The organism is Vibrio sp. 1078-1, assembly GCF_033340475.1.
On sequence record NZ_JAWOWM010000008.1, the window covers coordinates 24,355 to 50,198 of the forward strand.

The window sequence follows — 25,844 nt, forward strand, 5'->3', positions numbered from 1 at the left end:
AATAAACGGATAAATTTAATGCGTACCAGTAATTATCTTCTTTCTACTCTGAAGGAGACTCCAAACGACGCAGAAGTAGTGAGCCACCAGCTCATGCTACGTGCAGGTATGATCCGTAAGCTGGCTTCAGGTTTATACACCTGGCTACCTACTGGTCTACGTGTACTGCGTAAAGTCGAAAACATCGTTCGTCAAGAAATCGACAATGCAGGCGCAGTCGAAACTTTGATGCCCGTTGTTCAGCCGTTTGAACTATGGGAAGAGACAGGCCGCAGCGAAAAGATGGGTCCTGAGCTACTTCGCTTTACTGACCGTCATGTTCGTCCGTTTGTACTTAGCCCAACCGCTGAAGAAGTGATCACTAGCCTTGTTCGCAATGAAGTGAGCTCTTACAAACAGCTTCCGCTAAACCTGTACCAAATCCAAACTAAATTCCGTGACGAACGACGCCCACGTTTTGGCGTAATGCGTTCACGTGAATTCTCAATGATGGATGCGTACAGCTTTGACATTGATAAAGACGGACTACAAAAGTCATACGACGCAATGCATGATGCTTACTGTAAAGCATTCGATCGCATGGGTCTGGATTACCGTCCTGTACTTGCAGATAGCGGTGCTATCGGTGGTAGCGGCTCTCAAGAGTTCCACGTACTGGCTGAAAGCGGCGAAGATATCATCGCATTTTCTAGCGAGTCAGATTACGCGGCAAACATTGAAAAAGCAGAAGCACTAGCTCCAGCCTCTGAGGCTGCGGCACCAACACAAGAAATGACGTTGGTTGATACGCCAAACGCGAAAACAATCGCTGAATTGGTTGAGCAGTTCGAACTACCAATTGAAAAAACAGTGAAAACACTGTTTGTGAAAGCATCTGACGAAGTTGATGCGCCAATCATCGCGCTTATTATTCGTGGTGATCATGAACTGAACGAAGTGAAAGCAGAAAACCTTCCTCAGGTTGCAGCTCCGCTGGAAATGGCATCTGAAGAAGAAATTCGTGCGCTTATCGGTGCAGGCCCTGGTTCACTAGGCCCTGTTGGCCTTAAACTGCCGTTCATTGTTGACCGCAGCGTTGCGGTAATGAGCGACTTCGGTGCGGGCGCGAACATCGATGGCAAACACTACTTCGGTATTAACTGGGGTCGTGATGTAGAGCTTGGTCAAGTTGAAGACCTACGTAACGTTGTGGAAGGTGACCCAAGCCCATGTGGCAAGGGCATTATCCAGCTTAAGCGTGGTATCGAAGTTGGCCATATCTTCCAACTAGGTAGCGCTTACTCCGCAGCGATGAACTGTGGTGTACTGGGTCCTGATGGTAAGAACGTCATCCTAGAAATGGGTTGTTACGGTATCGGTATCACTCGCGTAGTAGCGGCTGCTATTGAACAAAACCACGACAAATACGGCATCATCTGGCCAGATGCAATCGCACCATTCCAGGTAGCGATCGTTCCAATGAACATGCACAAGTCAGAAGAAGTGAAAGAAGCCGCTGAGAAATTGTACGCTGAGCTAACAGCAATGGGCATCGAAGTGCTATTTGACGACCGTAAAGAACGCCCAGGCGTAATGTTCTCTGACATGGAGCTTATTGGTGTACCGCATACCATTATTATCGGTGACCGCTCAATGAAAGAAGGCAACTTCGAATACAAGAACCGTGCTACTGGTGAGAAAACAGCAGTCGCAATGACTGACATTGTTGAGCACGTAAAAGCTCAACTAAAGTAAGCACTAGACGAGTTCGCATTTGAAGTAGTTTCAAATAGTTAAAAAGGGTTGGCTTCGGTCAGCCCTTTTTATTACAGTTCAACATCCTCCCTCCACCTTTTTCGAACTATTCACTTTGTTAATCTTTGGTTCAGCTTCTTGCTATTAAACTGATTTCATCATCTAAAGGAGGTCAGTTATGGATTTAAAAAGTCTTCTAAACCAAGCACTCAAATCAGACTTACTTAAGCAAGGTGCAGATGCATTGGGCAAACAAACCAACAACATCAAATCCTCATCAAATTCAAGTAGCCTAAAAACGCTAGGAGCAGGTGCTGTAGGCGGAGGCCTCATCGGTATGCTGATGGGCTCAAAGAAAAGTAAAAAAATGACTAAAAAAATAGGGTCAAGCGCATTAAAAGTCGGTGGCGCAGCTGCGCTTGGAGCCTTGGCCTACAAAGTGTATAACGACTGGCAAGCCAAGCAATCCGGTCAAGGTGTTCAAGAAACCTTTGACCCCGATGACAGTAAACACAGTGTCTTAATTTTAAAAGCAATGATTGGAGCTGCAAAAGCTGATGGTCACGTTGATGAAGAGGAAATGGCTCGCATTGAACAAGCTCTCGCGGATATGGGCGCAGATGAGCACGTTCGTCACCTCGTTCAGCAAGAGTTAAACAAACCGCTTGATCCTGCTGAAATTGCTAATCAGGCGACCTCTCCTCAACAAGCGTCAGAAATTTACCTGGCGTCTTTGATCGTCGCTGATGAACAAAACTTTATGGAAAAAGCGTATCTGCAAGAACTAGCAAAACAACTTCAACTTTCACCAGAAGTCACTCAGCAGTTAGAAGCACAAATGCAGTGATTAAATCTCGCTCAAGCAAACCTTCAACTTGAGCCAAAACAACTCTGTACTTTGAGTTTCAAATCCGCTGTGTGTATATTGAGATAAGTTATCATTTAGTGGAAAGAAAACATGCAAGTATACGGCTGTTGTGAACTGGTTCGTGAGCTTTATGCTCAGATTGGTAGTGGCGATCAAGCTTATATTCCCCAAGCAATTTCATGTGCAGTTAAAGCACTGAACGATGTTGCAGCGGATGAGTCCCTGCCTAAAGAAGTGCGTGAAAAAGCGGCATTTGCTGCGGCAAACCTACTGATTTCAGATTTTGAGGATAAGTAATGAATCTAGCGAACTTTGAATCCATGGACCCTGTCATGCTGATGAGCATTGTGAATATGAAGCTACGCGATGACTTCGGAGGTGATCTGGACAAACTGGTGGCTTTCTTCGATATCGAGCGCACAGCACTGGAGACAAAACTGGCTTCTGCTGGTTTTGACTTTCTTCCAGAAGCAGGACAATTCCGTTAATCCACACCATGCTTGGCGGATAACCGAAACGAGAATAACCAATATGAAAAAGGGCTTGATGAGTTACCATCAAGCCCTTTTCTTTTATTCGATAGACGTCTCGGTTAGCCAAATGAAGCCCAGATGACTGTCGCCACAAGAATTGGACATACAAACTTCACATACGCAGGCCATAACTTACCAAACCAACCTTGCGTAAACTCCGGGCAACCTTGCTCAAGCTCTTTGATTTTTGAGTTGCGATTCCATACCCAACCACCAAATAAGCAGAATAAGAGCGCAGCGGTTGGTTGTAGATACTGAGTAGCAACCGTCGCGACCATACCAAATAGAGCACCAAAATTATAAACAATCACCACACTGAACAAAGCAATGAGACCACCTAAAACCCAGCTCGTTGCGCTGCGCTTAGTATTGAAGCGCTCACTCACTAAAGCCACTGGACACTCTAACATTGAAATGGAAGACGTTAGCGCCGCAATCGTCAACAATAAGAAGAACACAATAGAGAATAATTGACCAAGCAAACCTAAACTATCAAACATTAGTGGCAATACCGTAAACACTAACGTATCTGAGCTTAAGAGAGAGCCATCTTCTGCATAGATTTGAACGCCCTTTTGCATTGCTACAAACATCGCTGGCATCACCACTAACCCTGCAATGAAAGCAACGGCAGTATCTACCATGGTCACGTTCATCGCCATCTTTGGTAGGTTTTCTTTCTTACTCAAGTAAGATCCGTAAATCAGCATTGAACAGCCACCGATCGTAAGCGAGAAGAAGCCCTGTCCCATTGCAGCAAGAATCAACTTGCGGTCCCATACCTTTTCAAAATCCGGCACTAGGTAATGTTTCAGACCTTCCATCGCACCGTTTTGCGTCATGATGTAAGCAAATAGCAGAGCAAACAGAACAAACAATGCTGGCATCAAACGTGTGGACCACTTCTCAATACCTTGTTTTACGCCACCTTGTACGATGAGAATCGTCAGTACATAAAAAGTAATGGTTCCGAACAAGTTACGTTCAACACTAAAGCCCTTTAGCCAATGAGTTGCAGCTTCTAACCCCATTAGATCTGTGATTGCACCCAGTAAAAAGCAGATCAACCAACCACCAACAATTGAATAAAACGCTAAGACAGCGCTTGGTACGCTTAAACCAATCCAACCCACAATGCCGCCGAGCTTTTTACTGGTAGGGTTATCTGTGATTGCACGCATACTGTCTACAGGGTTGGCTTGACCATGGCGACCAATCGCCATTTCAACCACCAGCATCGGAAATGCGACGATAAGAATCATCACCAAATAAACTAATAGGAAAGCACCGCCACCATTACTGGCTGCTTGAGTTGGGAAGCCCCAAATATTGCCAAGGCCAACTGCGGCACCTGCGGCAGCTAAGATGAACCCGAGACGAGAGCCAAAATGCTCGCGAGGCTGAGAAGAGGTTTGCTGTGTCATACTACTCACACAAAAATATCATTGAACTAGCTAACTAGTACACTATAGCAATATTCACTATTCAACAAGAGCACCTCGGTTAAATCCTCGACAGTTGAAACAATTTGTAGTCATTCAGCTTGTAAATTTTAACGTACATCTCATATTCATCGCTCAAAAGCCTCGCGACTGTTGTTCGTTTTACGTGGCTGAATTTTACCAATCCTTCTGCCGTGAAGTGAGCCGAAAAATAATGAGCTCTGGTGTAAGGGACGAACTGTTCCTCGTGATACTGTGTCGAAAAGCAGAATATTGTGCTTCGCTTTTTCCCCCTAATGTCTATTTATCAGCTAGTTATTACTCTGTTCTCATTTATACCCATGATTCAAGGAGAGGAAAATGAAGGTCACCCTACTTCACGGAGCGATGGTTGTAGCACTCAGCGCCAGCTACCAAGCTCAAGCCTATAACTGTCAAAGTCTACCCGACTGGGACAGCACTGCGACTTATACATCGGGCGCTTTAGTAAAAACGCAAGGAGCCGCTTATGAGGCTGCATATTGGACGCAAGGCAATGATCCCGTGACCAACTCAGGATCTTGGGAAGCATGGAAAGCGTTAGGGCAATGTGATGGTGGAAGCAACAATTTATCACCAACGGTGTCGTTCTCCTCTCCAATAAACAACGCACAAATTCCCGAAGGCAGTGCGATCACTTTGTTAGCCAACGCAGCTGACGAAGATGGCCAAATCACACAAATTGAGTTTGTTGCAGGCAACCAAACCGTTGCTGTGGTAACTCAAGCACCATTCGAAGCTTCTTGGACAGCTATTGAAGGGATCTCGCAATTGACCGCAATTGCGACAGATAATGAGGGAGCTGTTAGCACCACGACGATTTCTATCCAAGTTCAACCACAAGTCGAATTACCGCCACCAAGCATTTCATTGACAAGCCCAGTAGGCACAGAAGTGCTTAATGTAGGCGATAACCTAACCGTAGCCGCTCAAGCTGACGATATTGATGGTGTGGTCACACAAGTTGAGTTCTTCGTAAACAATCAATCTGTCGCCATTGATACTAGCGCACCTTACGAATATCAATGGACCGCTAGTCCAGGTACATACTCGTTCAAAGCACAAGCGACTGATGATACAAACCTCGCAACGATGAGCCAAGAAGTAGCGCTGGTTATTAGTAATTCAGAAACCGGAACGGGCGGATGTCCAGATGCAGTACCTTATGTGGCAGGCACAAGTTATCAAGCTGGCGACCTGGTTTCTCACTTCAACCAAAAATATCGTTGTGATGTTGCTGGTTGGTGCTCCTCGGATGCGACATGGGCTTACGAGCCTGGTGAAGGGCTATACTGGCAAGATGCTTGGAGTGGCCTAGGTGCTTGTTCGACACCACCGCAAGTTACCATTGCGGCACCAACGGATGGACAAGTCGTGCTCGCTGGCAGCAATAACGAAATCACGGCAAACGCAAGCGATGCTGATGGCACAGTCACGCAAGTTGAGTTTTTTGCGAACAACACCAGCTTAGGGGTCACCACTCAAGCGCCATATTCCGTTACTTGGAACGCCACACTTATTGGCGCTAACCAGCTTAAAGCCGTCGCAACCGATAATGATAACAACACGTCAGAGTCCCTGGTTGGTGTGGAAGTCAGCGATAAAGATTTGGTCGTCTCTCTGACTTCACCAAGCAGCGGTCAGACCACCGGATTAGGCAAAAGCCTCGCATTAAGCGCCGATGCAACGTCTTTAACTTCAGGCATTAAACACGTTGATTTCATGATCAACGGCTCTATTGTTGCAACCGATACCACGGCACCTTACACAGCCAACTGGACACCAACTGCACTTGGTAACTTTACAGTTAGCGCCCAAGCTGTGGATTTGTCAGGAAGCAATGCATTGTCTGACGCCGCAGCAATAACGGTGGTTGAGCAAGTAGAGAAACGCCATAAACTCATCGGTTACTGGCACAATTTTGTAAATGGTGCGGGCTGTCCAATTCGTCTAGCAGATATGGCAGATGCTTGGGATGTGATTGATATTGCCTTTGCTGAAAATGATCGCAACAGTGATGGCACTGTGCACTTTAATCTATATTCAGGCGATATTTACAGCGATTGTCCAGCACTCGATCCAACACAATTCAAGCAGGACATGGCAGCGCTTCAAGCTAAAGGTAAGAAGTTTGTTCTCTCTCTTGGCGGCGCAGAAGGCACGATTACGCTGAATACCGACCAAGATGAAGCAAACTTTGTCTCTAGCCTAACAGGTCTTATCGCTGATTGGGGCTTTGATGGTCTAGATGTGGATTTAGAGAGTGGTTCTAACTTAGTTCATGGCTCGCAAATTCAAGCTCGCCTTGGTCGTGCTTTGCTTCAAATAGAGCAAAACATGGGTGGCGATATGTACCTAACCATGGCGCCTGAGCACCCTTATGTTCAAGGCGGCTATGTAGCTTACAGCGGTATTTGGGGAGCTTACATTCCTGTGATAAACGAGACACGCAGCACGCTCGACTTGCTTCACGTCCAGTTATATAACAACGGCGGTTTGCCAAACCCATACCTGCCAGGCAGTGCACCAGAAGGCTCTGTGGATATGATGGTAGCGCAATCTAAAATGCTTATCGAAGGTTTTGAGTTGGCCGACGGCACTCAATTTGCACCATTGCGCGATGATCAAGTCGCAATCGGTTTACCTTCAGGTCCTAGCTCGGCAAATTCAGGGCAGGCTCCAACACAGAATATTATCAACGCACTAGATTGTTTAACCAAAGGCACTTCATGTGGCACCGTTAAACCAGCGTACCATTACCCGAATTATGCAGGAGTAATGACATGGTCTATCAACTGGGATCAGCATGATGGCTTTAACTTCTCAAAACCTGTCGGCGATAAACTCACCGAGATGAATGCGCAATAAGCTATCAAAGAATAAGCGAGTAAAACGCAAAGAGAGCACAATAGTGCTCTCTTTCTTTATCTCATCGAGTTTTTGCTTTTTAATGAGTAATTAAATCGTAAATACTCGGTAATCTTTTAGCTCAGGGATTTTCTTCAACAGATCGTTTTCTTGCCCTGCCATGTCATCCAGCGAATCGCACAAGTCTTCTGCTTGTTGTTCTACCTCTTTCGAATGCTCGGCTAAACGCTCTTCTACTTTCGCGCTGAGTTCAGCCATACTCTCTGATAATGCAGTGAGGTTTATCCCTCCCTCTTCCTTCATTTTTTTCGATAAAGCATCCAACGAACTGGCTAAAAACTCTTTATTGAAGATCTCTTGTGCTTTTGCAAAGTCTTCAGTCCACCCTTGTGTCATAGACTCAAAACTCTCCGCAGGCAGGATGAAATCACCATCTTTGTAGTAACGTGATTCAACATCAGCGAAAAAGTCCTTTACTGCGACTTTTACATTATCAAACGCACCAGGTGCATCGAGGCTTTCCGCAACATCATCAATAATATCATTCGCAAGCGCTAAACCATCACTCGCCAATTGCTTTGCTTGTGGAATATACGCGTTCATTTTTTCGCGATAGTCTTCAATTGCCGCTTTTTGGTCGGCATTGAGTTCAATTAGCTCACCTTTGATGAAGAGGTTGTTATCCTCATCCACGACAGCTTTATCACCTGTCGTTTGGCGAATTTCCAAGCTTTGCCCATCCATACGGACTTCATTATTGATGTCCACACGACACTGCGCTGCATAACCAGTAGCACTGACCATCAGCAATGAGAGTGTAAAAAGCTTTTTCATGTCATTCTCTTTTATTTAACATTACTCGTGTTAAACATAACACTGAGTGATACATGAGATGTCAGCAAATCGTCACGACTTCGTAACAAGTTGTTTTATCTCCTATTTTCACGTCAACCTCATCACCCTCTTCTTTCCCGAACAACGCTCGACCCAGAGGAGATTTGGCTGTTAAGACAAAGACTTCCAGAGTCTGATATTGAACAGTCAAACCACCAGAGCAAGGGCCTACAAAGAAGTGCTTTTCGATCAAATTCTCATCTGCGAGAACAACGTAAGCACCAACACCAACAGGCGCATTCTTAAAGTTACGAGTCACTAAAGAACGATATTGACGCAACTCCTCTTCACTATCTTGAATTCGCATGGCTTGTCCATGAGCAAGATACGCGGCTTCAAGTGCCAATGTATCGTACTTGTGCTCGGGAACAGTTTCTTCATCTGTGGCGGCATCGATAGCTCGCTGAGCCGATGAATGGGCAACTTGAAGTTTTTCTTCCAGATGTTGGATGATAATTTGGACTAAGTCAGCTTTGTTCATACTTTTAGGACGCGCGTTTAGTATTCGGGGTGTGTTAATGTAGCCAAGTTTACCATCAAAGAAAGGTTTCCCTATTATGCAAAGTGACTCGCTGCATCAAACACTTCAATCTGTATTTGGTTTTGACTCATTACGCCAAGGTCAGCAACCCGTTATTGAAGCCGTTATGAATGGTTACTCTGCTGCGGCAATCTTTCCTACAGGCTCGGGGAAGTCACTCTGTTATCAACTACCTGCAACCATATTACCCAACCTTACGTTGGTGATCTCTCCGTTGTTGGCGTTAATGAAGGATCAACTGAGCTTTTTACAAAGTAAAGGAATCGCGGCCGCTTCTATCGATAGCAGTCAAAGTAGAGAAGAAGCACAACAGGTCATGGCTGGCGTGAAGAATGGACAAATCAAAATCTTGATGATTTCTGTTGAGCGACTAAAAAATGAGCGTTTTCGTGAATTCATTCGCCAAGTACCGATTTCTTTGATGGTCATTGATGAAGCGCACTGTATTTCCGAATGGGGGCATAACTTTCGTCCAGATTATCTCAAACTACCGCAATATCAACGTGAACTGAACATCCCACAGTCTTTACTTCTCACCGCAACGGCAACGCCTGCAGTTATTGAAGACATGCAAAAAAAGTTCGATATTGCCAGTGAACATATTACCGTTACAGGCTTCTACCGCTCTAATCTGGATATCTCGGTGATCCCGTGTGAGGAAACAAAGAAACAAGAACAGCTCAGTGAGATCATCGCCTCTTCACCTAAGCTTCCGACCATCGTATACGTGACGCAGCAGCAAACAGCAGAACGAGTAGCAAAGTCATTAATCCATATTGGCATTAACGCTCACGCATACCACGCTGGCATGAAAAGCGACGTTCGTGAACAAATCCAACAGCAGTTCATGGATGGCCAAATTGACTGTATTGTTGCAACGATTGCATTTGGTATGGGGGTCGATAAATCTGATATTCGACGCGTCATTCACTTCGACTTACCCAAATCAATCGAGAACTACGCACAAGAGATTGGACGTGCAGGCAGGGACGGGCAACGCTCTGAGTGCATTCTGCTAGGCAATACGTCCGGCTTAACGGTGTTGGAGAATTTTGTCTATGGTGACACACCAGAATTTACGTCAATTAACTATGTGGTCGAGCAAGCGAAAGAACATGCTCCACAATGGGAGGTAGTGCCACTGCGTTTGTCGCGTGAAAGTAATATCCGCCAATTGCCACTCAAAACCTTGTTGGTTTATTTGGAGCTACATAACGTCATTGAAGCAAAGTACAGTTACTTTGCGGAATATCGGTTTAAGTTTTTGCACGATCAGCAATTTATTGTGAATCAATTTCAAGGCGAGCGACGTCAATTTGTGGAGGCTATTTTTTCCTGCTCACAAAAAGCCAAAGTGTGGTGCCAAGTTGATCTAGAAGCGCTATGGATGAACTATCAATCGGAACGCAGCCGAGTTGTCGCAGCGCTCGACTATTTTCACCAGAACGGCTGGATAGAACTAGAGAGCAAACAACTGACGGACGTGTACTCAGTTATGCCAACCAAACAGAGCTCGGATGTTTTAATCCAACAACTGTCTGAACTGTTCCAATCCAAAGAAAGCAAAGATATCGAAAGAATCCACACCATGCTGCACTTGTTCCAGTCCGAGCACTGTTTGAGCTCACAATTGGCGAACTACTTTGCGGATCACGATGCACCAAAGCAATGTGGTCACTGCTCCGTGTGTCGTGGTCACGTCGCCACATTCACAGCACCAGAACCTGAAGATATTGAACAATCTCAAGTATCGATATGGGCGCAGGAGTTTATTCAGCTTTCCCCATCGGCCATCAGTAATGATGCCGTTGCTCGCTTCTTGTGCGGAATCAGCACTCCTTTGATTAGCCAGCTAAAAGCCTCAAAGCTAGCAGGTTATGGTGCAATGGCAAACGTAAGTTTTGAGCAGGTATTAACGCAGGTAGAAACGGTAAGGGCCTAAAAAAAGCTCAATTGACGCGCTTGGTCTTCGGGCTTGAGCATCACGTTCAAGCCTAAAAGGCGAATTTCCCGTCCATTTTGGCGTTTAAGAATATCTCTTAGCAAGATCTTGAAGTCCTCAAGCTCTAATTGCGGATGGATGTGCTCAATTGTTGTCAGTTGAAAATCGGCAAATTTGACTTTAATACCTTGTTTAATAATCGACTTATCTGGGCTTGCACGCTCTAAACGTTTCTCGAGTTCAGGATAAAGTTTCTCCTCAATCACTTGCCAACATTCACCATAGGTTGCGATGTTCTGGCTGAATGTCCTTTCCACACCGACGGACTTTCTCTCGCGCTCAACAACGACTTCTCGATTATCAATTCCATGGCTTCGCTGCCATAAGGAGGCACCCTGACGACCAAACTGCCTCAACAACTCTCGATAGTCACTGTTTTTAATGTCCTCACATCGATAAAAACCGGCTTGGTGGAGCTTCTCAAGACTCACTTTTCCCACGCCAGGAATATTCTCTAACGGAAGACTATCGATAACCTCTTGGACTTTCTCTGGCGGAATCACAAACTGACCGTTGGGCTTGTTCATGTCTGACGCGACCTTAGCAAGAAACTTAATCGGAGCAATGCCCGCCGATGCCGTCAACCCAAGTTCACTCCAGATATCACGGCGAATTGACTCTGCGATCAACGTTGCGGAGCCACGGCAAGCTGTCGAGTCAGTTACATCGAGGTATGCTTCATCCAATGAGAGAGGTTCAATGATAGGCGTATAACGCTCAAAAATAGCACGAATTTGCTGAGAGACTTGCTTGTATACATGCATTCTACCGGGCACAACCAACAAATGAGGGCAGAGTTGCAGCGCGCGCGCCGTTGACATTGCACTGCGAACACCATATTTACGCGCATCATAATTACAGGTGCTAATCACTCCACGCTGCTTTTCATGTCCGCCAACAGCGAGTGCAATGCCACGGTAACTGGGGTTATCTCTCATCTCTACGGCAGCATAAAAACAATCCATATCGACATGAATAATTTTTCTAATTCGATCTGACATAGCCATCAAAGTACTGTTCAAAAAAACAGTATAAATCAAATCTACCTGAAGAGGAATGGGCGTGTTTAAGCGAACGTCAATCTCGAAGCATTACGTCCAGTTGATCGACCAATTCGGCCCAATCTGCATCTTCTTCGATGGCTTGTTTTAGAAAGTTCGCCTGTGACATCGTCCAAAAGCTAGCTTCATGTAAAGGCGCAGAATCTCTTTTGTGTCGATGTTGATTAATAAAATCTTTCATTTCTTGAGGAGAGCTACCGAGGCCCAGTTGTTGAAATAGCTCAGCCATACCATGTTGATGCATTTCCATACTACTTTCTCCCTACGTTAGCTAAAGATAATTATATAACTAAGACAGGAATAATGATGTGATGTTAACGGATGCGTGTCAAACATTTGAGTAGTTGTTCTACTTTTGGTTGACATGTGTTTTTTTATGGCGATAAGTTTAATTTTAGTTATCATTGATTTTAAACAATTAATTTTGGGGACTGCGCTTGAGTAATAAGATTCTGGTTGTTGAAGATAGTCGTGCGTTTAAAAACTTTCTTTGCCAAACAATAAGCCAAGCTGGTTATGAGGTCATCGCAGCAGAAAGCTACGCGGAGGCAAAGAACTTGTTATCTTCAGCACAGGACCTCTTCTGTGCGGTTTTAGACTATTGTTTACCGGATGCTCAAGATGGCGAGATTATTGACCTCGTTTTGGAACATGGTCATCGTGTCATTGTTTTAACGGCTCGATTTCAAGAAGACACTCGCGAAAAGATGCTCGCAAAAGGTGTCCTCGACTATATTTTGAAAGACAGCATGGCGTCCGTTTCCTATCTATTACCACTCCTCAAGCGACTAACCAACAATCAACAACACAAATGTTTAGTCGTTGATGATTCACACACCGTAAGAAGACACATTGCCCAACTTTTGGAGCATCAATATATTCAGACGTTGGAAGCTGACAATGGGCAAAAAGCCCTAGAGCTTGTCGAGCAAAATCCAGATATCACTCTCGTTTTAACCGACCATGATATGCCCGTTAAAGATGGCATTACTATGGTGCGTGAATTACGTCGGAAGTGGGATAAAAATCAATTAGCCATTCTCGGCTTGTCGGGTAGTAACTCTAAGACCATGACGGCTAGGTTTCTAAAAGCAGGGGCCAATGACTTTTTATACAAGCCATTTAATCAAGAAGAATTTTTTTGCCGTATTCACCAACTGTTAGATATCAAAGACGCAACATCTGAACTGTTTAAAATGGCAAATCAAGATGCGCTAACGGGCTTATGGAACCGCCGCTTTCTGTTTGAGCAACCCCATGTAGAAAACGCTCAAAGAAACATCGCGATGCTTGATATCGATTTCTTTAAGCAAGTAAATGATACACACGGACATGAGGGCGGCGATGCAGTGTTAGTCATGATAGCGAATATTCTAAAAATCTATTTTCCAAATGATATTGTCGCTAGGCTTGGTGGCGAGGAGTTTTGTATTCAAGCCAGTGGCGACTATGACGGCTTTCTAACACGCTTAGAACAAATGAGACAGCGCATAGAAAAAACGCCAATAACTTATTTGGACAAAAACATTCTTGTGACCGCGAGTATTGGTGTAAGCAACATCGAGGGGGAGCTGGAACAACAAATAAAAGTGGCGGATGAGCGACTTTACATGGCCAAAGAGAACGGACGTAACCAAATCATTTCTTCGTCCTAATGACTATCAGTGTGGTCTTGCTCTGTAACATGAGAGAAAGAAACAACAAAACACGGTATTGGGCTCTTTCTCGGACATCTGAGCTTTGGTTAGCTGCCTAAAAATAAAGCTCAGCAGAACGCTGAGCTTTATCACTTTCTTAGTACGATTAACCAATACTAAGCAATTCTATTTTTTTCCCACGCCGCCAATTTCTCAGCACGCGCAGCCTCGCGCGCTTCACGTTTTTTACGCGCATCGCAGGGTTCTGGACAATTACACACTTTTTCGATGCCAACTGCCCCTAAGCCACCACAGCTACCTTTCACGACTTTCTTTTGGAAAATGTATCCGACAGCCATTGCAGTGATTACCACGACAAACACAGCAAAGGTAATTAGAAATGTATTCATAAAAACATGCTCACTTCTGTTGTTATTTCTTCATGAATGGCTTGTATGCTTCCGAAGCCAACTCTTTAAAACCATCTTCCGTTTTCACAATCATGAAAACAGGAATATTATTTTCGTTCGCAATTGCCATGCCTTTGTCTTCACCTAGCACCATAAGACCAGTTGCAAGACCATCAGCAGTCATCGACGATTTATCTAATACCGTTACAGACACCACTTTATGATGAATTGGTTTGCCTGTTCGTGGATTAATAATATGAGAGTATCTCACACCATTACTCTCAAAGTAATTACGATAGTCACCACTTGTTGCAATTGCCATGTCGCCTGGTTCAATAATTTCTTGAATTGAACGTTCATCAACGGTCGGTTTTTCAATTGCGATACGCCAAGGCACACCTTCACGATTGACACCTTTGAGACGCATTTCACCGCCAACTTCGACCATAAAGTTCTGTACCCCTTCAGATTGAAGGTAGTCAGCAACCACGTCAACCCCCCAACCTTTCGCAATCGTCGATAGGTCGACGTACAAGTTAGGAAGGTCTTTGGACAGTGTATTACCATCAACAGATAGGTGGTGAATACCGGTATTTGCTTTGCGAGCAGCGAGTTCTTCATCGGTTGGAACTACATCTGGACGAGCTTCTGGACCAAACCCCCACAGGTTAACTAGAGGGCCGACCGTCACATCCAATGCACCTAAAGTAAGACCGTTAAGGCGAATTGCTTCTTTCACTACCGTTGCAGTTTGTGTCGAAACTGTAAATGGCTCGCTCGTTTGATGCTGATTAAAACGACTTAACTCTGAGTCGTCACGATAGGTCGACATTTGGTCATTAACCTCTTCCAATAAGCGATCAATTTCTGTCTGCATCGCTTTTGGCGTTGGAATACCATCTTGCTCGATATACTTGATGTTGTAAGAAGTCCCCATGGTAGGGCCACTTAAATGAATTTGATCGGCAGGCTGCTCACAGCCAGCCAAAATCAATAGAGAAGCAAATGCAACAAGCCACTTTTTCACTTGTTAACTCCCAATGTTGTTGAATTGATATGGGAAATAGGATCAATCCTTTCAATCCGATTACCTATATCAACTGTTGAGTATCAGTTTTATGTCTATAAAAAATAATGGCTAGCTCTCTTGGAGAGCTAGCCATAGATTCAATCACTTGGAGGAATTAACCACCGAAGTCATCTAGTAGGATGTTTTCATCCTCTACACCTAGATCTTTTAGCATGCCGATTACAGCAGCGTTCATCATAGGTGGACCACACATGTAGTATTCACAGTCTTCTGGCGCTTCGTGATCACGTAGGTAGTTCTCGTAAAGAACGTTGTGAATAAAGCCAGTGTAACCATCCCAGTTATCTTCTGGAAGTGGATCAGACAGTGCACAGTGCCATACGAAGTTGTCATTCTCAGCTTGTAGCATATCGAAGTCTTCTACGTAGAACATTTCACGCTTAGAACGTGCGCCGTACCAGAAAGACATCTTACGCTTAGAGTGCAGACGCTTAAGTTGGTCGAAGATGTGTGAGCGCATTGGAGCCATACCAGCACCACCACCAACGAATACCATTTCTGCATCTGTATCTTTCGCAAAGAACTCACCAAATGGACCAGAAATAGTACACTTGTCGCCTTCTTTTAGAGACCAGATGTACGAAGACATGATGCCTGGTGGTACGTCTGGGTTGTTCGGCGGCGGAGTTGCGATACGAACGTTAAGCATGATGATACCGTGCTCTTCTGGGTAGTTAGCCATAGAGTATGCACGAATGGTCTCTTCATTAACTTTAGACTCGTAACGGAAAAGGTTGAACTTCTCCCAGTCTTCACGGTATTCCTCAGGAATATCGTAGTCTGCGTATTTCACGTGGTGAGCAGGAGCTTCAATCTGGATGTAACCACCAGCACGGAAAGGTACTGATTCGCCATCTGGAATTTGTAGCTTAAGCTCTTTGATGAATGTCGCTTTGTTATCGTTAGAGATAACAGTACATTCCCACTTCTTAACGCCGAAGATTTCTTCAGGAAGCTCGATATCCATGTCAGTTTTCATTGCAACCTGACACGCTAGACGCTCACCTTCACGCGCTTCACCTTTAGTAATATGGTCAAGCTCGGTTGGTAGGATGTCGCCACCACCTGATTTAACTTTTACGCGACACTGACCACATGAGCCACCGCCACCACAAGCAGAAGATACGAATACGCCAGCACCTGCTAGAGCACTCAGTAGCTTACCACCTGGTTGTGTAACGATCGCCAGAGAAGGGTCATCGTTCACAGAAATTGTAATGTCACCTGTTGGTACAAGCTTAGACTTAGCGAAAAGAATCACTAGTACTAGTGCTAGTACGATCAGAGTAAACATCACTACACCAAGAATAATGTCCATTGACTATTCCTTAATTGTTGCGGTTTACCCGACTTACAGTTGAACACCAGAGAAAGACATAAAGCCTAACGCCATAAGACCTACAGTGATAAATGTGATACCAAGACCACGTAGACCTGGAGGTACGTCAGAGTACTTCATCTTCTCACGGATACCTGCAAGAGCAACGATTGCTAGCATCCAGCCCACACCAGAGCCGAAACCGTAAACGATCGATTCAGCAAAGTTGTAGTCACGTTGTACCATGAAAGATACACCACCGAAGATTGCACAGTTTACTGTGATCAGCGGTAGGAAGATGCCTAGCGCGTTGTACAAAGGTGGGAAGAAACGGTCTAGGACCATCTCTAGAATCTGTACAAGTGCTGCAATTACACCGATAAAGGTGATGAAGTTTAGGAAGCTAAGGTCCACGCCCTCAACTAACGCGTTCTCTCTCAGAACTAGGTTGTATACCAGGTTGTTCACAGGAACAGCGATAGTCAGAACTACCACAACTGCAACACCTAGGCCGAAAGAGGTCTTAACCTTCTTAGATACGGCAAGGAAAGTACACATACCTAGGAAGAAAGACAGAGCCATGTTTTCGATGAAAATCGATTTAACTAACAGACTAATGTAATGTTCCATGACGTCCTTACTCCTTCGCTTCTACTTGTTCTGGTTTCAGAATACGGATTACCCAGATAAGGAAGCCGATTAGGAAGAATGCTGATGGTGCTAGTAGCATTAGGCCGTTAGGCTGGTACCAACCACCGTTGCTCACTAGAGGTAGAACTTCTAGACCAAATAGTTTGCCTGAGCCAAATAGCTCACGGAAGAAACCTACAGTGATAAGAACGAAGCCGTAACCTAGACCGTTACCAATACCGTCAATAAGAGATGGTACTGGCGCAGACTTCATTGCGAATGCTTCAGCACGACCCATTACGATACAGTTAGTGATAATCAGACCAACGAATACAGATAGCTGTTTAGAGATATCGTATAGGTAAGCTTTTAGCACTTGGTCTACCACGATTACTAACGATGCGATGATTGCCATCTGAACGATGATACGCACACTGTTAGGAATGTGGTTACGGATCAATGAAACAGAGAAGTTAGACAACGCAGTTACAAATGTTACCGCTAGTGTCATTACAAAAGCTGTTTCTAGTTTAGTTGTTACTGCAAGAGCAGAACATACACCAAGAACTTGTAGCGCGATTGGGTTGTTATCCAACACTGGCGCTAGGATGCTCTTTTTAACGTTTTGTGCACTAGACATTAGTTAAGTTCTCCGTCACGAACTTTTGCTAGGAAAGGACCAAAGCCCATATCACCTAACCAGAAGTCAAATGTGTGTTGAACACCATTACTAGTGAGCGTCGCTCCTGATAGGCCATCAACACCGTGCTCAGAACCTTGCGGTGCGCCGCCTTTCACGACCTTAATCGCTGGCTGGTGATCTTCATTGTACAATTTCTTGCCAATGAATTGATCGCGCCATGAAGGGTTCTCTACTTCACCACCAAGTCCAGGAGTTTCACCTTGCTCGTAGTAAGTAATAGCAGACACAGTGTTACCATCAGTTTCAACGGCTACAAAGGCATACATCATCGACCATAGTCCTTTACCGTGCATAGGCAGGATAACTTTTTGGACTTCATCTTGATCTTTTACAAGGTACACCACTGCTGTATTCGCGCGACGACGGATATCAGCTACGTCTTCTTCTGGTGTCAATGCGATTGAACGTTCTGCATCTTTTGATGCTTCACGTTGATCGTACGTAGATGCATTACCCTCAGTAAAGTTACCTGTTTCAAGGTCTACTAGACGAGGTTCGATGTACTCAGCAAATAGCTCTGGTACTTTCTTACCGTTTGCGTCAATGCCTGCAACTTCAACGATCTTTGATTGCTTATCTAGGACAGCGTTAGCTTTTTGCTTATCACGCAGACCTACTGCTGCTGTTGATACGATGATTGAACAAACAAGGCTCAACCCGATAACAACACCCAGCGTCTTTTTAATGCTGTCGTTATTACTTGCCATAGCGTGCTAGTCTCCGCTTGATGTTCTTCTCAATCACTACATGGTCGAACAGAGGTGCGAATAGGTTCGCGAATAGAATCGCCAGCATCATACCTTCTGGGTACGCTGGGTTAACTACACGGATCATCACACACATTGCACCAATCAGGATGCCGTACCACCATTTACCTTTGCTAGTAAATGACGCTGATACTGGGTCCGTTGCCATGAAGAACATACCGAATGCAAAACCACCTAGAACTAGGTGCCAGTGCCATGGCATATTAAACATTGGATTAGTGTCAGAACCGATCACGTTAAACAGAGTCGATACTGCGATCATACCGATCATCACACCCGCAATGATGCGCCATGAAGCGATTCGCATGTAAACGATCATCGCTGCACCGATCATTAGAGCTAGAGTCGATACTTCACCAATAGAGCCAGGGATGTTACCGATGAACGCGTCCATCCAAGTGATAGGAGCGCCAGTTACTGTGTTAACTAGAGCACCGTTACCACCTTGAGCCCATTGGCTAAGAGCAGTTGCACCAGAGAAGCCGTCAGCTGCAGTCCATACTACGTCACCCGAAATTTGTGCTGGGTAAGCGAAGAATAGAAATGCACGACCTGCAAGTGCAGGGTTAAGGAAGTTACGACCTGTACCACCGAAGATCTCTTTTGCTACAACAACACCAAATGTGATACCTAGTGCCGCTTGCCATAGAGGTAGCGTTGGTGGAACGATAAGTGCGAATAAGATAGAAGTTACAAAGAAACCTTCGTTAACTTCGTGTTTACGCACCATACAGAACAACACTTCCCAGAAGCCACCAACAATAAATACTGTTGCGTAGATTGGCAGGAAGTAAGTCGCACCTAGTAGCATCTTACTGCCAACACCCGCTTCCGCACCGATAGTGCCGCCAAGCATTTCTGTTAGCCAGTAGTGCCAGTTACCTGCGATAACTGTCGCTAGTTGGTCACCAGCGTACATGTGGTTAAGTGCTGCAATAGCTTGGCCACCTGCGTTGTACATACCCCAGAACATTGCTGGGAATACCGCAAACCAAACCATGATCATGATACGTTTTAGGTCAACGCTATCACGAACGTGCGAGCTTTTATTTGTTACGATACCTGGGGTGTAAAAAACTGTTGCTACAGCTTCGTACAGGGCAAACCATTTTTCGTGTTTGCCACCAGGCTCAAAATGATGCTCGATGTCTTCAAGAAACTTTTTAAGAGCCATGAAAATTACCCTTCCTTCTCGATAGTATCTAGGCATTCACGAAGTAACGTACCGTACTCGTACTTACCTGGACATACAAAGGTACACAATGCTAGATCTTCTTCATCCAGTTCAAGCGCACCCAGTGCTTGAGCACTGTCTGTGTCGCCGGCACATAGATCACGAAGCAGCAAAGTAGGCTCCATATCTAGAGGCATTACGCGTTCGTAGTTGCCAATTGGAACCATTGAACGATCACTACCATTGGTCGTCGTTGTCATATTGAACAACTGACCTTTGAATACGTGACCAAGGAAAGAGCGAGTTACCGAGAACTTATTCTTACCAGGCATTGCCCAGCCAAATAGTTCTTTTTCACGGCCTTCACGTAATACAGAAACCTGTTGATGGTAACGGCCAAGGTATGCGTGTGGACCAGTTGCATGTGTACCTGTTAGTACTGAACCAGAGATCACACGAACTTCGCCAGGCATCAGCTCGTTATCTGTTAGGTCATCTAAGCTTGCACCCATTACGGTACGAACTAGACGAGGGTTATTCACAACTGGGCCAGCTAGAGACACAACACGATCTGTGCATAGCTCACCAGTTAGGAACAGCTTACCGAACGCGATAACGTCTTGGTAGTTGATGCTCCATGCCACATTCTCTGCATTTACTGGGTATAGGAAATGCATGTGGGTGCCAGCAAGACCTGCTGGGTGAGGGCCATCGAAGACGTGTTCTTCTACGTTAGACTGTGAAGAGCGTGGCAAGCTAGTGCCAGATTTACATACGTAAACCTTGCCTTCTGTCAGGGCTGAAAGAATGTCTAGACCAGCAATGAATGCTTCTTGTTGCTCATTAATGATCAACTCAGGCTTAGCTGCTAGTGGATTAGTATCCATTGCAGTTACGAAAATAGCCTTAGTAGAAGACTCGATTGCAGGAACCTTGCTAAACGGACGAGTACGTAAAGCGGTCCATAAGCCAGAGTCAACCAACTGAGTCTTGATCACTTCACGATCTAGACCTGAAAGTTGAGCGGCTTCGAACTTATCAAATGTCACCTGCTCTTCACCTGCCACTTCAATCACTACAGATTGAAGGACACGTTTAGCGCCACGGTTAACTTCGATCACTTTACCGGCTGCTGGTGCAGTAAATTTCACGCCTGGGTTCTTTTTATCTTCAAAAAGAACTTGCGCTTTTTTCACTTCATCACCAACGCGGACATGCATGGTAGGTCGCATGCCAACGTACTCTTCGCCAAGCAAGGCGACTTTTTTGATGGTCTTACCATCATTAATCACCTGGGATGGAGTTCCTGCGATAGGAAGATCCAAGCCCTTCTTTATTGTAATCATACGCACTTGCACTACTTTTATCGGGAAAAAGATTCTTTTGATTGCGTAACTTTTAGACACGACATCAGTGTCCGGTTTTGATGTTGTTTTAAACATCAAAATCGCAACATCCTATTAAAAATCTCGTCACAAGGAATACGCGAGATTTATCAGGTGCCGTAGTCTAGCATTTTTTAGGAACTTGATGCCATGATCAATCATTAGAATAGAGGGGTTATTTCGGTAGAATCAGGTCTAAAAGGTCAAAGAATAGTCATAACTTTGACCCATCGCACAAATGCCATATTCCATACATATCTTATGGAAAAGTGATATTCATCGCCTGAAATATTCTGCAATTTCCATTCATTTGTTGAAACACTGTTAACACATTTTTTAACCAGAATTTGTGCCACGTTAACGTCCCTAAAGAATGTAAAACGAAAAAAGATGGCCTTAAGCCACCTTTCTCTGCACCTTTATATCTTGCGTTTTTAGTGACCGCCACCCATACACATCGGGCTATCAGGGGCGCCATCTTGTTCACGCTTCCACTCTTCATCAGTGTATGTATGAATAGCTAATGCATGAATGTGGTTATCCAGTTCATCTGCCAAAATTTGATGAACTTGACGATGGCGCCCAATCAAACGCTGTCCCGCGAACGAATCACTCACAACAATCACTTTGAAATGACTCTCTGAGCCTGGTGGCACATTATGCATGTAGCTCTCATTAATGACTTTGAGATAGCTGGGTTGCAGCTCACTGTGTAGTTTCTTCTCTATGATTTCTTGGATCATATTCGTTCCTCATTGATGCGAATTCCATAAGTATATACCTAAGTAAAGCAGACATGCATCACTCAAACGTCACTCTCATTATTGACGCACTTTGTAGACATATTGTCTCAAGGCGCTCGACTCCATGAACATGCCTAGAGAGCAGCCATCACTGAACTCGTAAAATTTGACAGCTTTTTGTATCTCGACACGTCATCATTTGCGACAATAACACTTAATTTCTAAATCAACTTACATTTAGCTATGAAAACCGAACTGAACCTTCACGAGCGAAGCTTAACACTTCATCGTTTCCCAAAACGTAGTAACGAAACGCTACAAGCGTGGGATGCCGGTGATGAGTATCTTATTAATCATGTTGAAGAGCTTGCTTTGCCAGACAATCAAAACATCCTCGTGATTAATGACAGCTTTGGTGCCCTCTCCTGCTGGTTTTCGGAAAAGCACCATGTAACGCTAATGAGTGATTCATTCATCTCACATAAAGGTGCACAGCAAAATCTCGAGCAAAACCAGTGCAATAAAGTAGCGTTTGCCACCACGATGGACCTCGTTCCTGCCAATATTGATCTCGTCTTGCTGCAACTGCCCAAAAGTAACCGCCATCTAGTGTGGATACTAAGCCAATTAAGAAAGGCGCTACCGGCTTCCTGCCCCGTCATTGCAGTCAATAAAGCGAAAGACATTCATACTTCGACGCTAAAACTGTTTGAAAAATACTTAGGCGAAACAAAAACATCTTTGGCCTGGAAAAAGCACAGATTGGTGTTTTCTCAAGCAACAGTTGAGCCTCCGATTGAAGTAATGCCTTTCACGACTTGGCGCGTTGATGGCGAAGATATCGAACTCAAGAACATGCCAAATGTCTATTCAGGAGAAAGTTTAGATTTAGGTGCACGCTTTATGCTGCAGCACCTGCCTCAAGACCCTTCGATAGACAATGTCATCGATCTTGGCTGCGGCAATGGTGTTCTGTCTGTTAAATTTGGTCAGTTGAATCCAAATGCTCGGCTAACATGTGTTGATGAAAGTTTTATGGCGCTTGAATCAGCAAAACAGAACCTACGCGACAACCTTGGTGAAAATAGAGACATACAGTGCATAGCGAACAATTGCTTGGACGGTTTTAAACACAGCAGCAGCTCTATGGTTATGTGTAATCCACCGTTTCATCAACAACAGGCAATCACCGATCATATTGCTTGGCAAATGTTCTGCGATGCTAAACAAGTATTAAGTGAAAATGGCCGTTTACTGGTTATCGGAAATCGTCACCTCGGGTACGACGCAAAACTCAAACGTCTGTTTGGCGATAAAAATGTGAAACTTATCGCTTCCAACAATAAGTTTGTGATTTTACAGGCTACAAAAAATCCTGCTAAATTAAGCGCAAAATAAGCTTTAGCAAAATAGTTAAAAGGAATAATAAAATGAGAAAATTGGTACTTGCGGCTTCGGTTGCGTTGCTTGCTGCGTGTTCAGCCCCTCAACAACCTCAGCTGAACCTGATGCCAGAAAGCACATTGAGCACCAATCCAATTGTTCAAGGCAAGACTTACAGTTTGACCAGCAAAGATGTACGTGCAGCGCAGTACGTGGCGTTGGTGGATAACGGCCGTTCGAACATTCTTCCTCTTCATGCTAAACAGAATTTACGTATTGCGTTAGAAGAAGCATTAGAGAAGCAATTCTCATCTCAAGGTTTCCATGCGGATCTAAACAGCAACAACGCGATTGAATTGAGCGTTCAAGAAGCGTTGGTCAACGTGAAGCATTCGGTGATGGAAAATGAGATGGATGCTAAAGTTGTGCTGGAAATCACAGCAGAGACACCTGAGGGCAAGCTAGTCAAAACTTATACAGGTACAGCAAAGCGATCTGGCACATTGAGTGCTTCTGATGCCGATATTGAAGAGACATTGAATGATGTGGTGACATTGACGCTTAAAGAGATTGCCAATGACCCTGAGCTTCGTCAATACATGCAGGAGCGTTTCTAATGTTACGCAAAGCGATTCTGTCTTTAGCATTACTCAGCTGCAGCGTTTGGGCTGGACCAAAAGTAGCGTTTGAAACGACACTTGGCTCATTTACGGTTGAGTTAAACGAAGAGAAAGCACCTATCACTGTCGCTAATTTTCTGAAATATGTAGAAGATGGGAGCTACGAAGGTACTATTTTTCATCGTATTATCCCAGGCTTCATGGCACAAGGTGGCGGCTTTAACCAAGATATGCAGATGGTGAAAACATACGCGCCAATCAAAAACGAAGGAAATAATGGTCTAAACAATAACCGTGCTACCATCGCCATGGCACGAACCAATGCACCAAACTCTGCAACTCGTCAGTTTTTCGTCAACTTAGTCGACAATGACTTTCTCAACTATGGCGCTCGACCACCAGGTTATGCTGTATTTGGTGAGGTTACTGAGGGGTTCGACGTTATCCAGAAAATGGCTCAGCAGCCGACCACGACAGTAGGCCGAATGCGTGATGTACCAGAGACGCAAATCGTCATCACCAAAGCTACACTACTTAAATAGCCAAAACGATAAGCCCTTTGAATAATCGAAGGGCTTTCTCTTTCAACGGCTTCATTTTATTGGATTGATTTATGTCTTCATTACCTTCCATCACTTGGTTGGAAACGGTAAAAAGTTACCTCGATAAACGACTCATGTGGGTTTTCATGCTGGGCTGCTCTAGCGGCTTTCCGTGGGTTCTTATCGGTTCAAACATGTCAGGTTGGCTAAAAGATGCCGGCTTGACCCTCTCCGCAATTGGCTATTTTGGTAGCGTTTTTGCGGTCTATGCGATCAACTTTCTGTGGGCACCTCTGGTTGACCGCGTGAAGCTGCCAGTCCTCTTTAGACTGCTGGGGCAAAGACGTAGCTGGATTTTCTTTTGCCAAAGTATCGTACTCGTCGCTACCCTATTTATTGCCGGCGTTAATCCAGCGGAAAACTTGGTGTTTGCGTCACTACTCGCCTTGTGCATTGCAACGGCTTCAGCGACACAAGACATCGCAATTGATGCTTTTCGTATTGATACTTTCCCAAAGTCAGAAGAGTCTAAACTGCCTCAAGCTTCTGCAATGGCGGTCATTGGCTGGTGGACAGGTTATTCACTACCGGGTTATTTAGCGTTTGTTAATGCTGACAGTGTCGGTTGGAATGGTGTGTACTACGGGATGGCGGTGATAGTCGGCATTCTAATGGTCTTTACGATTTTAGTCGGTGAACCGAAGACTCAACGCGAACAACTTCAGTCTGCCGCAGAACAACGCCACAAAGAAGTGGTTGGTTCAAAAGTCGTAGCTTGGTTTACCGTGACTGTTGTAGAACCTTTCCTTGATTTCTTTAATCGCAATGGCGTCCGTGTCGCGATTACTCTGTTGCTGTTCGTTTTCCTATTTAAAATTGGCGAAGCGTTTTTGGGCAGGATGTCGATCGCGTTCTATAAAGATATTGGTTTTAGCAATGAACAAATTGGCTATTACTCCAAACTGATCGGTTGGGGAGCCACCATCTTCTTTACTTTTGTCGGAAGCATGTTCAACGTTAGGTTTGGTATTGTACGTGGATTAATGATCGGCGGTATTGCGATGTCTGCCAGTAACTTGATGTTTGCTTGGATTGCTTCGGTAGGCCCAAACGAGCACTTGTACTTAGCCACGATTATTGTCGATAACTTTACGACTGCTTTCTCAACTGTCGCTTTTGTTTCATTTTTGACGATTCTAACCGGGCAAGCATTTTCGGCAACTCAGTATGCGTTACTTGCCTCTCTAGGAAACTTCGGACGGACGACTCTTGCTTCTTTCAGTGGCGAGCTAGTGGATTATCTCAATGATTGGAGCACATTCTTCGTGCTTACCGCTGTCATGGTCGTGCCAAGCTTGATTATGTTGTACTCGCTACGACATTACTTTGATGCTCTATTGGAAAAAGCACGTCACAAGCATTAACGAAACATATAAAAAACCACCGAATTCGGTGGTTTT

25 protein-coding genes are annotated in these 25,844 nt (G+C 44.7%); 11 read left to right on the forward strand and 14 right to left on the reverse strand.

What is annotated here, in order from left to right:
- The first annotated feature begins 18 nt into the window (after positions 1 to 18).
- From R7190_RS15660 to R7190_RS15675, 4 genes are all read left to right on the forward strand, one after another.
- Positions 19 to 1,734, forward strand: coding sequence for a proline--tRNA ligase (locus R7190_RS15660; protein ID WP_186584714.1), 1,716 nt, complete (start codon positions 19 to 21; stop codon positions 1,732 to 1,734).
- A 178-nt stretch (positions 1,735 to 1,912) separates the two neighbouring features.
- On the forward strand, positions 1,913 to 2,581 hold the full coding sequence (locus tag R7190_RS15665) for a tellurite resistance TerB family protein (RefSeq protein WP_005380291.1): 669 nt from the start codon (positions 1,913 to 1,915) through the stop codon (positions 2,579 to 2,581).
- Positions 2,582 to 2,692: 111 nt separating this feature from the next.
- Complete coding sequence (locus tag R7190_RS15670; protein WP_005391765.1) at positions 2,693 to 2,899, forward strand: YaeP family protein; 207 nt, start codon at positions 2,693 to 2,695, stop codon at positions 2,897 to 2,899.
- Complete coding sequence (locus tag R7190_RS15675) at positions 2,899 to 3,090, forward strand: DUF4250 domain-containing protein (protein WP_005380289.1); 192 nt, start codon at positions 2,899 to 2,901, stop codon at positions 3,088 to 3,090. Before R7190_RS15670 ends, R7190_RS15675 begins: the two co-directional genes overlap by 1 nt.
- Positions 3,091 to 3,194: 104 nt before the next feature.
- On the opposite strand, the gene R7190_RS15680 is transcribed toward R7190_RS15675, so the two are convergent.
- Complete coding sequence (locus R7190_RS15680) at positions 3,195 to 4,559, reverse strand: sodium-dependent transporter (RefSeq protein WP_171346133.1); 1,365 nt, start codon at positions 4,557 to 4,559, stop codon at positions 3,195 to 3,197.
- Between the two features lie 378 nt (positions 4,560 to 4,937).
- On the opposite strand from R7190_RS15680, the gene R7190_RS15685 reads away from it, so the two are divergent.
- Positions 4,938 to 7,484, forward strand: a complete 2,547-nt coding sequence (locus R7190_RS15685) for an Ig-like domain-containing protein (protein ID WP_186584712.1) — start codon at positions 4,938 to 4,940, stop codon at positions 7,482 to 7,484.
- Between the two features lie 90 nt (positions 7,485 to 7,574).
- Here R7190_RS15685 and R7190_RS15690 read toward each other — a convergent pair whose 3' ends face one another.
- The gene (locus R7190_RS15690; protein WP_005380283.1) at positions 7,575 to 8,318 is read right to left on the reverse strand and encodes a YggN family protein; all 744 of its coding nucleotides are present in this window, start codon (positions 8,316 to 8,318) and stop codon (positions 7,575 to 7,577) included.
- A gap of 61 nt (positions 8,319 to 8,379) precedes the next feature.
- Positions 8,380 to 8,859 (reverse strand): GreA/GreB family elongation factor, encoded by a 480-nt coding sequence (locus R7190_RS15695; protein WP_005380280.1) that lies wholly within the window; start codon positions 8,857 to 8,859, stop codon positions 8,380 to 8,382.
- A 76-nt stretch (positions 8,860 to 8,935) separates the two neighbouring features.
- Between R7190_RS15695 and R7190_RS15700 the strand changes: the two genes are divergently transcribed.
- Positions 8,936 to 10,861: an ATP-dependent DNA helicase RecQ gene (locus tag R7190_RS15700; protein ID WP_182038629.1), complete on the forward strand. Its 1,926-nt coding sequence runs from the start codon at positions 8,936 to 8,938 to the stop codon at positions 10,859 to 10,861.
- On the opposite strand, the gene dinB is transcribed toward R7190_RS15700, so the two are convergent.
- Complete coding sequence (dinB, locus tag R7190_RS15705; RefSeq protein WP_025998728.1) at positions 10,858 to 11,922, reverse strand: DNA polymerase IV; 1,065 nt, start codon at positions 11,920 to 11,922, stop codon at positions 10,858 to 10,860. The genes R7190_RS15700 and dinB overlap by 4 nt on opposite strands.
- Positions 11,923 to 11,998: 76 nt before the next feature.
- On the reverse strand, positions 11,999 to 12,232 hold the full coding sequence (locus R7190_RS15710; RefSeq protein ID WP_005380277.1) for a DUF2789 domain-containing protein: 234 nt from the start codon (positions 12,230 to 12,232) through the stop codon (positions 11,999 to 12,001).
- Between the two features lie 187 nt (positions 12,233 to 12,419).
- On the opposite strand from R7190_RS15710, the gene R7190_RS15715 reads away from it, so the two are divergent.
- Positions 12,420 to 13,637 carry a response regulator gene (locus R7190_RS15715; protein ID WP_005380276.1) on the forward strand — a complete coding sequence of 406 codons (1,218 nt, stop codon included), beginning with the start codon at positions 12,420 to 12,422 and terminating at the stop codon, positions 13,635 to 13,637.
- Between the two features lie 158 nt (positions 13,638 to 13,795).
- Here the strand turns inward: R7190_RS15715 and nqrM are convergent, their stop codons facing one another.
- The 9 genes from nqrM to bolA form a co-directional block, all read right to left on the reverse strand.
- A complete protein-coding gene (gene nqrM / locus R7190_RS15720) occupies positions 13,796 to 14,029 on the reverse strand; it encodes a (Na+)-NQR maturation NqrM (RefSeq protein ID WP_186584711.1) in 234 nt (77 codons plus the stop codon).
- Between the two features lie 22 nt (positions 14,030 to 14,051).
- Positions 14,052 to 15,056 (reverse strand): FAD:protein FMN transferase, encoded by a 1,005-nt coding sequence (locus R7190_RS15725; protein WP_005380272.1) that lies wholly within the window; start codon positions 15,054 to 15,056, stop codon positions 14,052 to 14,054.
- A 157-nt stretch (positions 15,057 to 15,213) separates the two neighbouring features.
- A complete protein-coding gene (gene nqrF, locus R7190_RS15730) occupies positions 15,214 to 16,437 on the reverse strand; it encodes an NADH:ubiquinone reductase (Na(+)-transporting) subunit F (protein ID WP_005380271.1) in 1,224 nt (407 codons plus the stop codon).
- A 33-nt stretch (positions 16,438 to 16,470) separates the two neighbouring features.
- A complete protein-coding gene (gene nqrE, locus R7190_RS15735; protein ID WP_005380270.1) occupies positions 16,471 to 17,067 on the reverse strand; it encodes an NADH:ubiquinone reductase (Na(+)-transporting) subunit E in 597 nt (198 codons plus the stop codon).
- A 7-nt stretch (positions 17,068 to 17,074) separates the two neighbouring features.
- A complete protein-coding gene (locus R7190_RS15740; protein ID WP_005380269.1) occupies positions 17,075 to 17,707 on the reverse strand; it encodes an NADH:ubiquinone reductase (Na(+)-transporting) subunit D in 633 nt (210 codons plus the stop codon).
- Positions 17,707 to 18,477 (reverse strand): Na(+)-translocating NADH-quinone reductase subunit C, encoded by a 771-nt coding sequence (locus tag R7190_RS15745; RefSeq protein WP_005380267.1) that lies wholly within the window; start codon positions 18,475 to 18,477, stop codon positions 17,707 to 17,709. Before R7190_RS15745 ends, R7190_RS15740 begins: the two co-directional genes overlap by 1 nt.
- Positions 18,467 to 19,711, reverse strand: a complete 1,245-nt coding sequence (locus R7190_RS15750; protein ID WP_005380265.1) for an NADH:ubiquinone reductase (Na(+)-transporting) subunit B — start codon at positions 19,709 to 19,711, stop codon at positions 18,467 to 18,469. The genes R7190_RS15745 and R7190_RS15750 overlap by 11 nt, the downstream gene beginning before the upstream one ends.
- Before the next feature lie 5 nt (positions 19,712 to 19,716).
- Complete coding sequence (locus tag R7190_RS15755) at positions 19,717 to 21,057, reverse strand: Na(+)-translocating NADH-quinone reductase subunit A (RefSeq protein ID WP_005380264.1); 1,341 nt, start codon at positions 21,055 to 21,057, stop codon at positions 19,717 to 19,719.
- A gap of 473 nt (positions 21,058 to 21,530) precedes the next feature.
- Complete coding sequence (gene bolA / locus R7190_RS15760) at positions 21,531 to 21,839, reverse strand: transcriptional regulator BolA (RefSeq protein WP_005380262.1); 309 nt, start codon at positions 21,837 to 21,839, stop codon at positions 21,531 to 21,533.
- A 243-nt stretch (positions 21,840 to 22,082) separates the two neighbouring features.
- Here bolA and R7190_RS15765 point away from each other — a divergent pair, with 243 nt between their 5' ends.
- From R7190_RS15765 to R7190_RS15780, 4 genes are all read left to right on the forward strand, one after another.
- The gene (locus tag R7190_RS15765; protein ID WP_005385302.1) at positions 22,083 to 23,237 is read left to right on the forward strand and encodes a methyltransferase; all 1,155 of its coding nucleotides are present in this window, start codon (positions 22,083 to 22,085) and stop codon (positions 23,235 to 23,237) included.
- Between the two features lie 32 nt (positions 23,238 to 23,269).
- On the forward strand, positions 23,270 to 23,839 hold the full coding sequence (locus R7190_RS15770; protein WP_005380259.1) for a YajG family lipoprotein: 570 nt from the start codon (positions 23,270 to 23,272) through the stop codon (positions 23,837 to 23,839).
- A complete protein-coding gene (locus R7190_RS15775; protein ID WP_186584710.1) occupies positions 23,839 to 24,384 on the forward strand; it encodes a peptidylprolyl isomerase in 546 nt (181 codons plus the stop codon). Before R7190_RS15770 ends, R7190_RS15775 begins: the two co-directional genes overlap by 1 nt.
- 71 nt (positions 24,385 to 24,455) lie before the next feature.
- Positions 24,456 to 25,808 (forward strand): AmpG family muropeptide MFS transporter, encoded by a 1,353-nt coding sequence (locus R7190_RS15780; protein WP_005380257.1) that lies wholly within the window; start codon positions 24,456 to 24,458, stop codon positions 25,806 to 25,808.
- Positions 25,809 to 25,844: the final 36 nt, after the last annotated feature.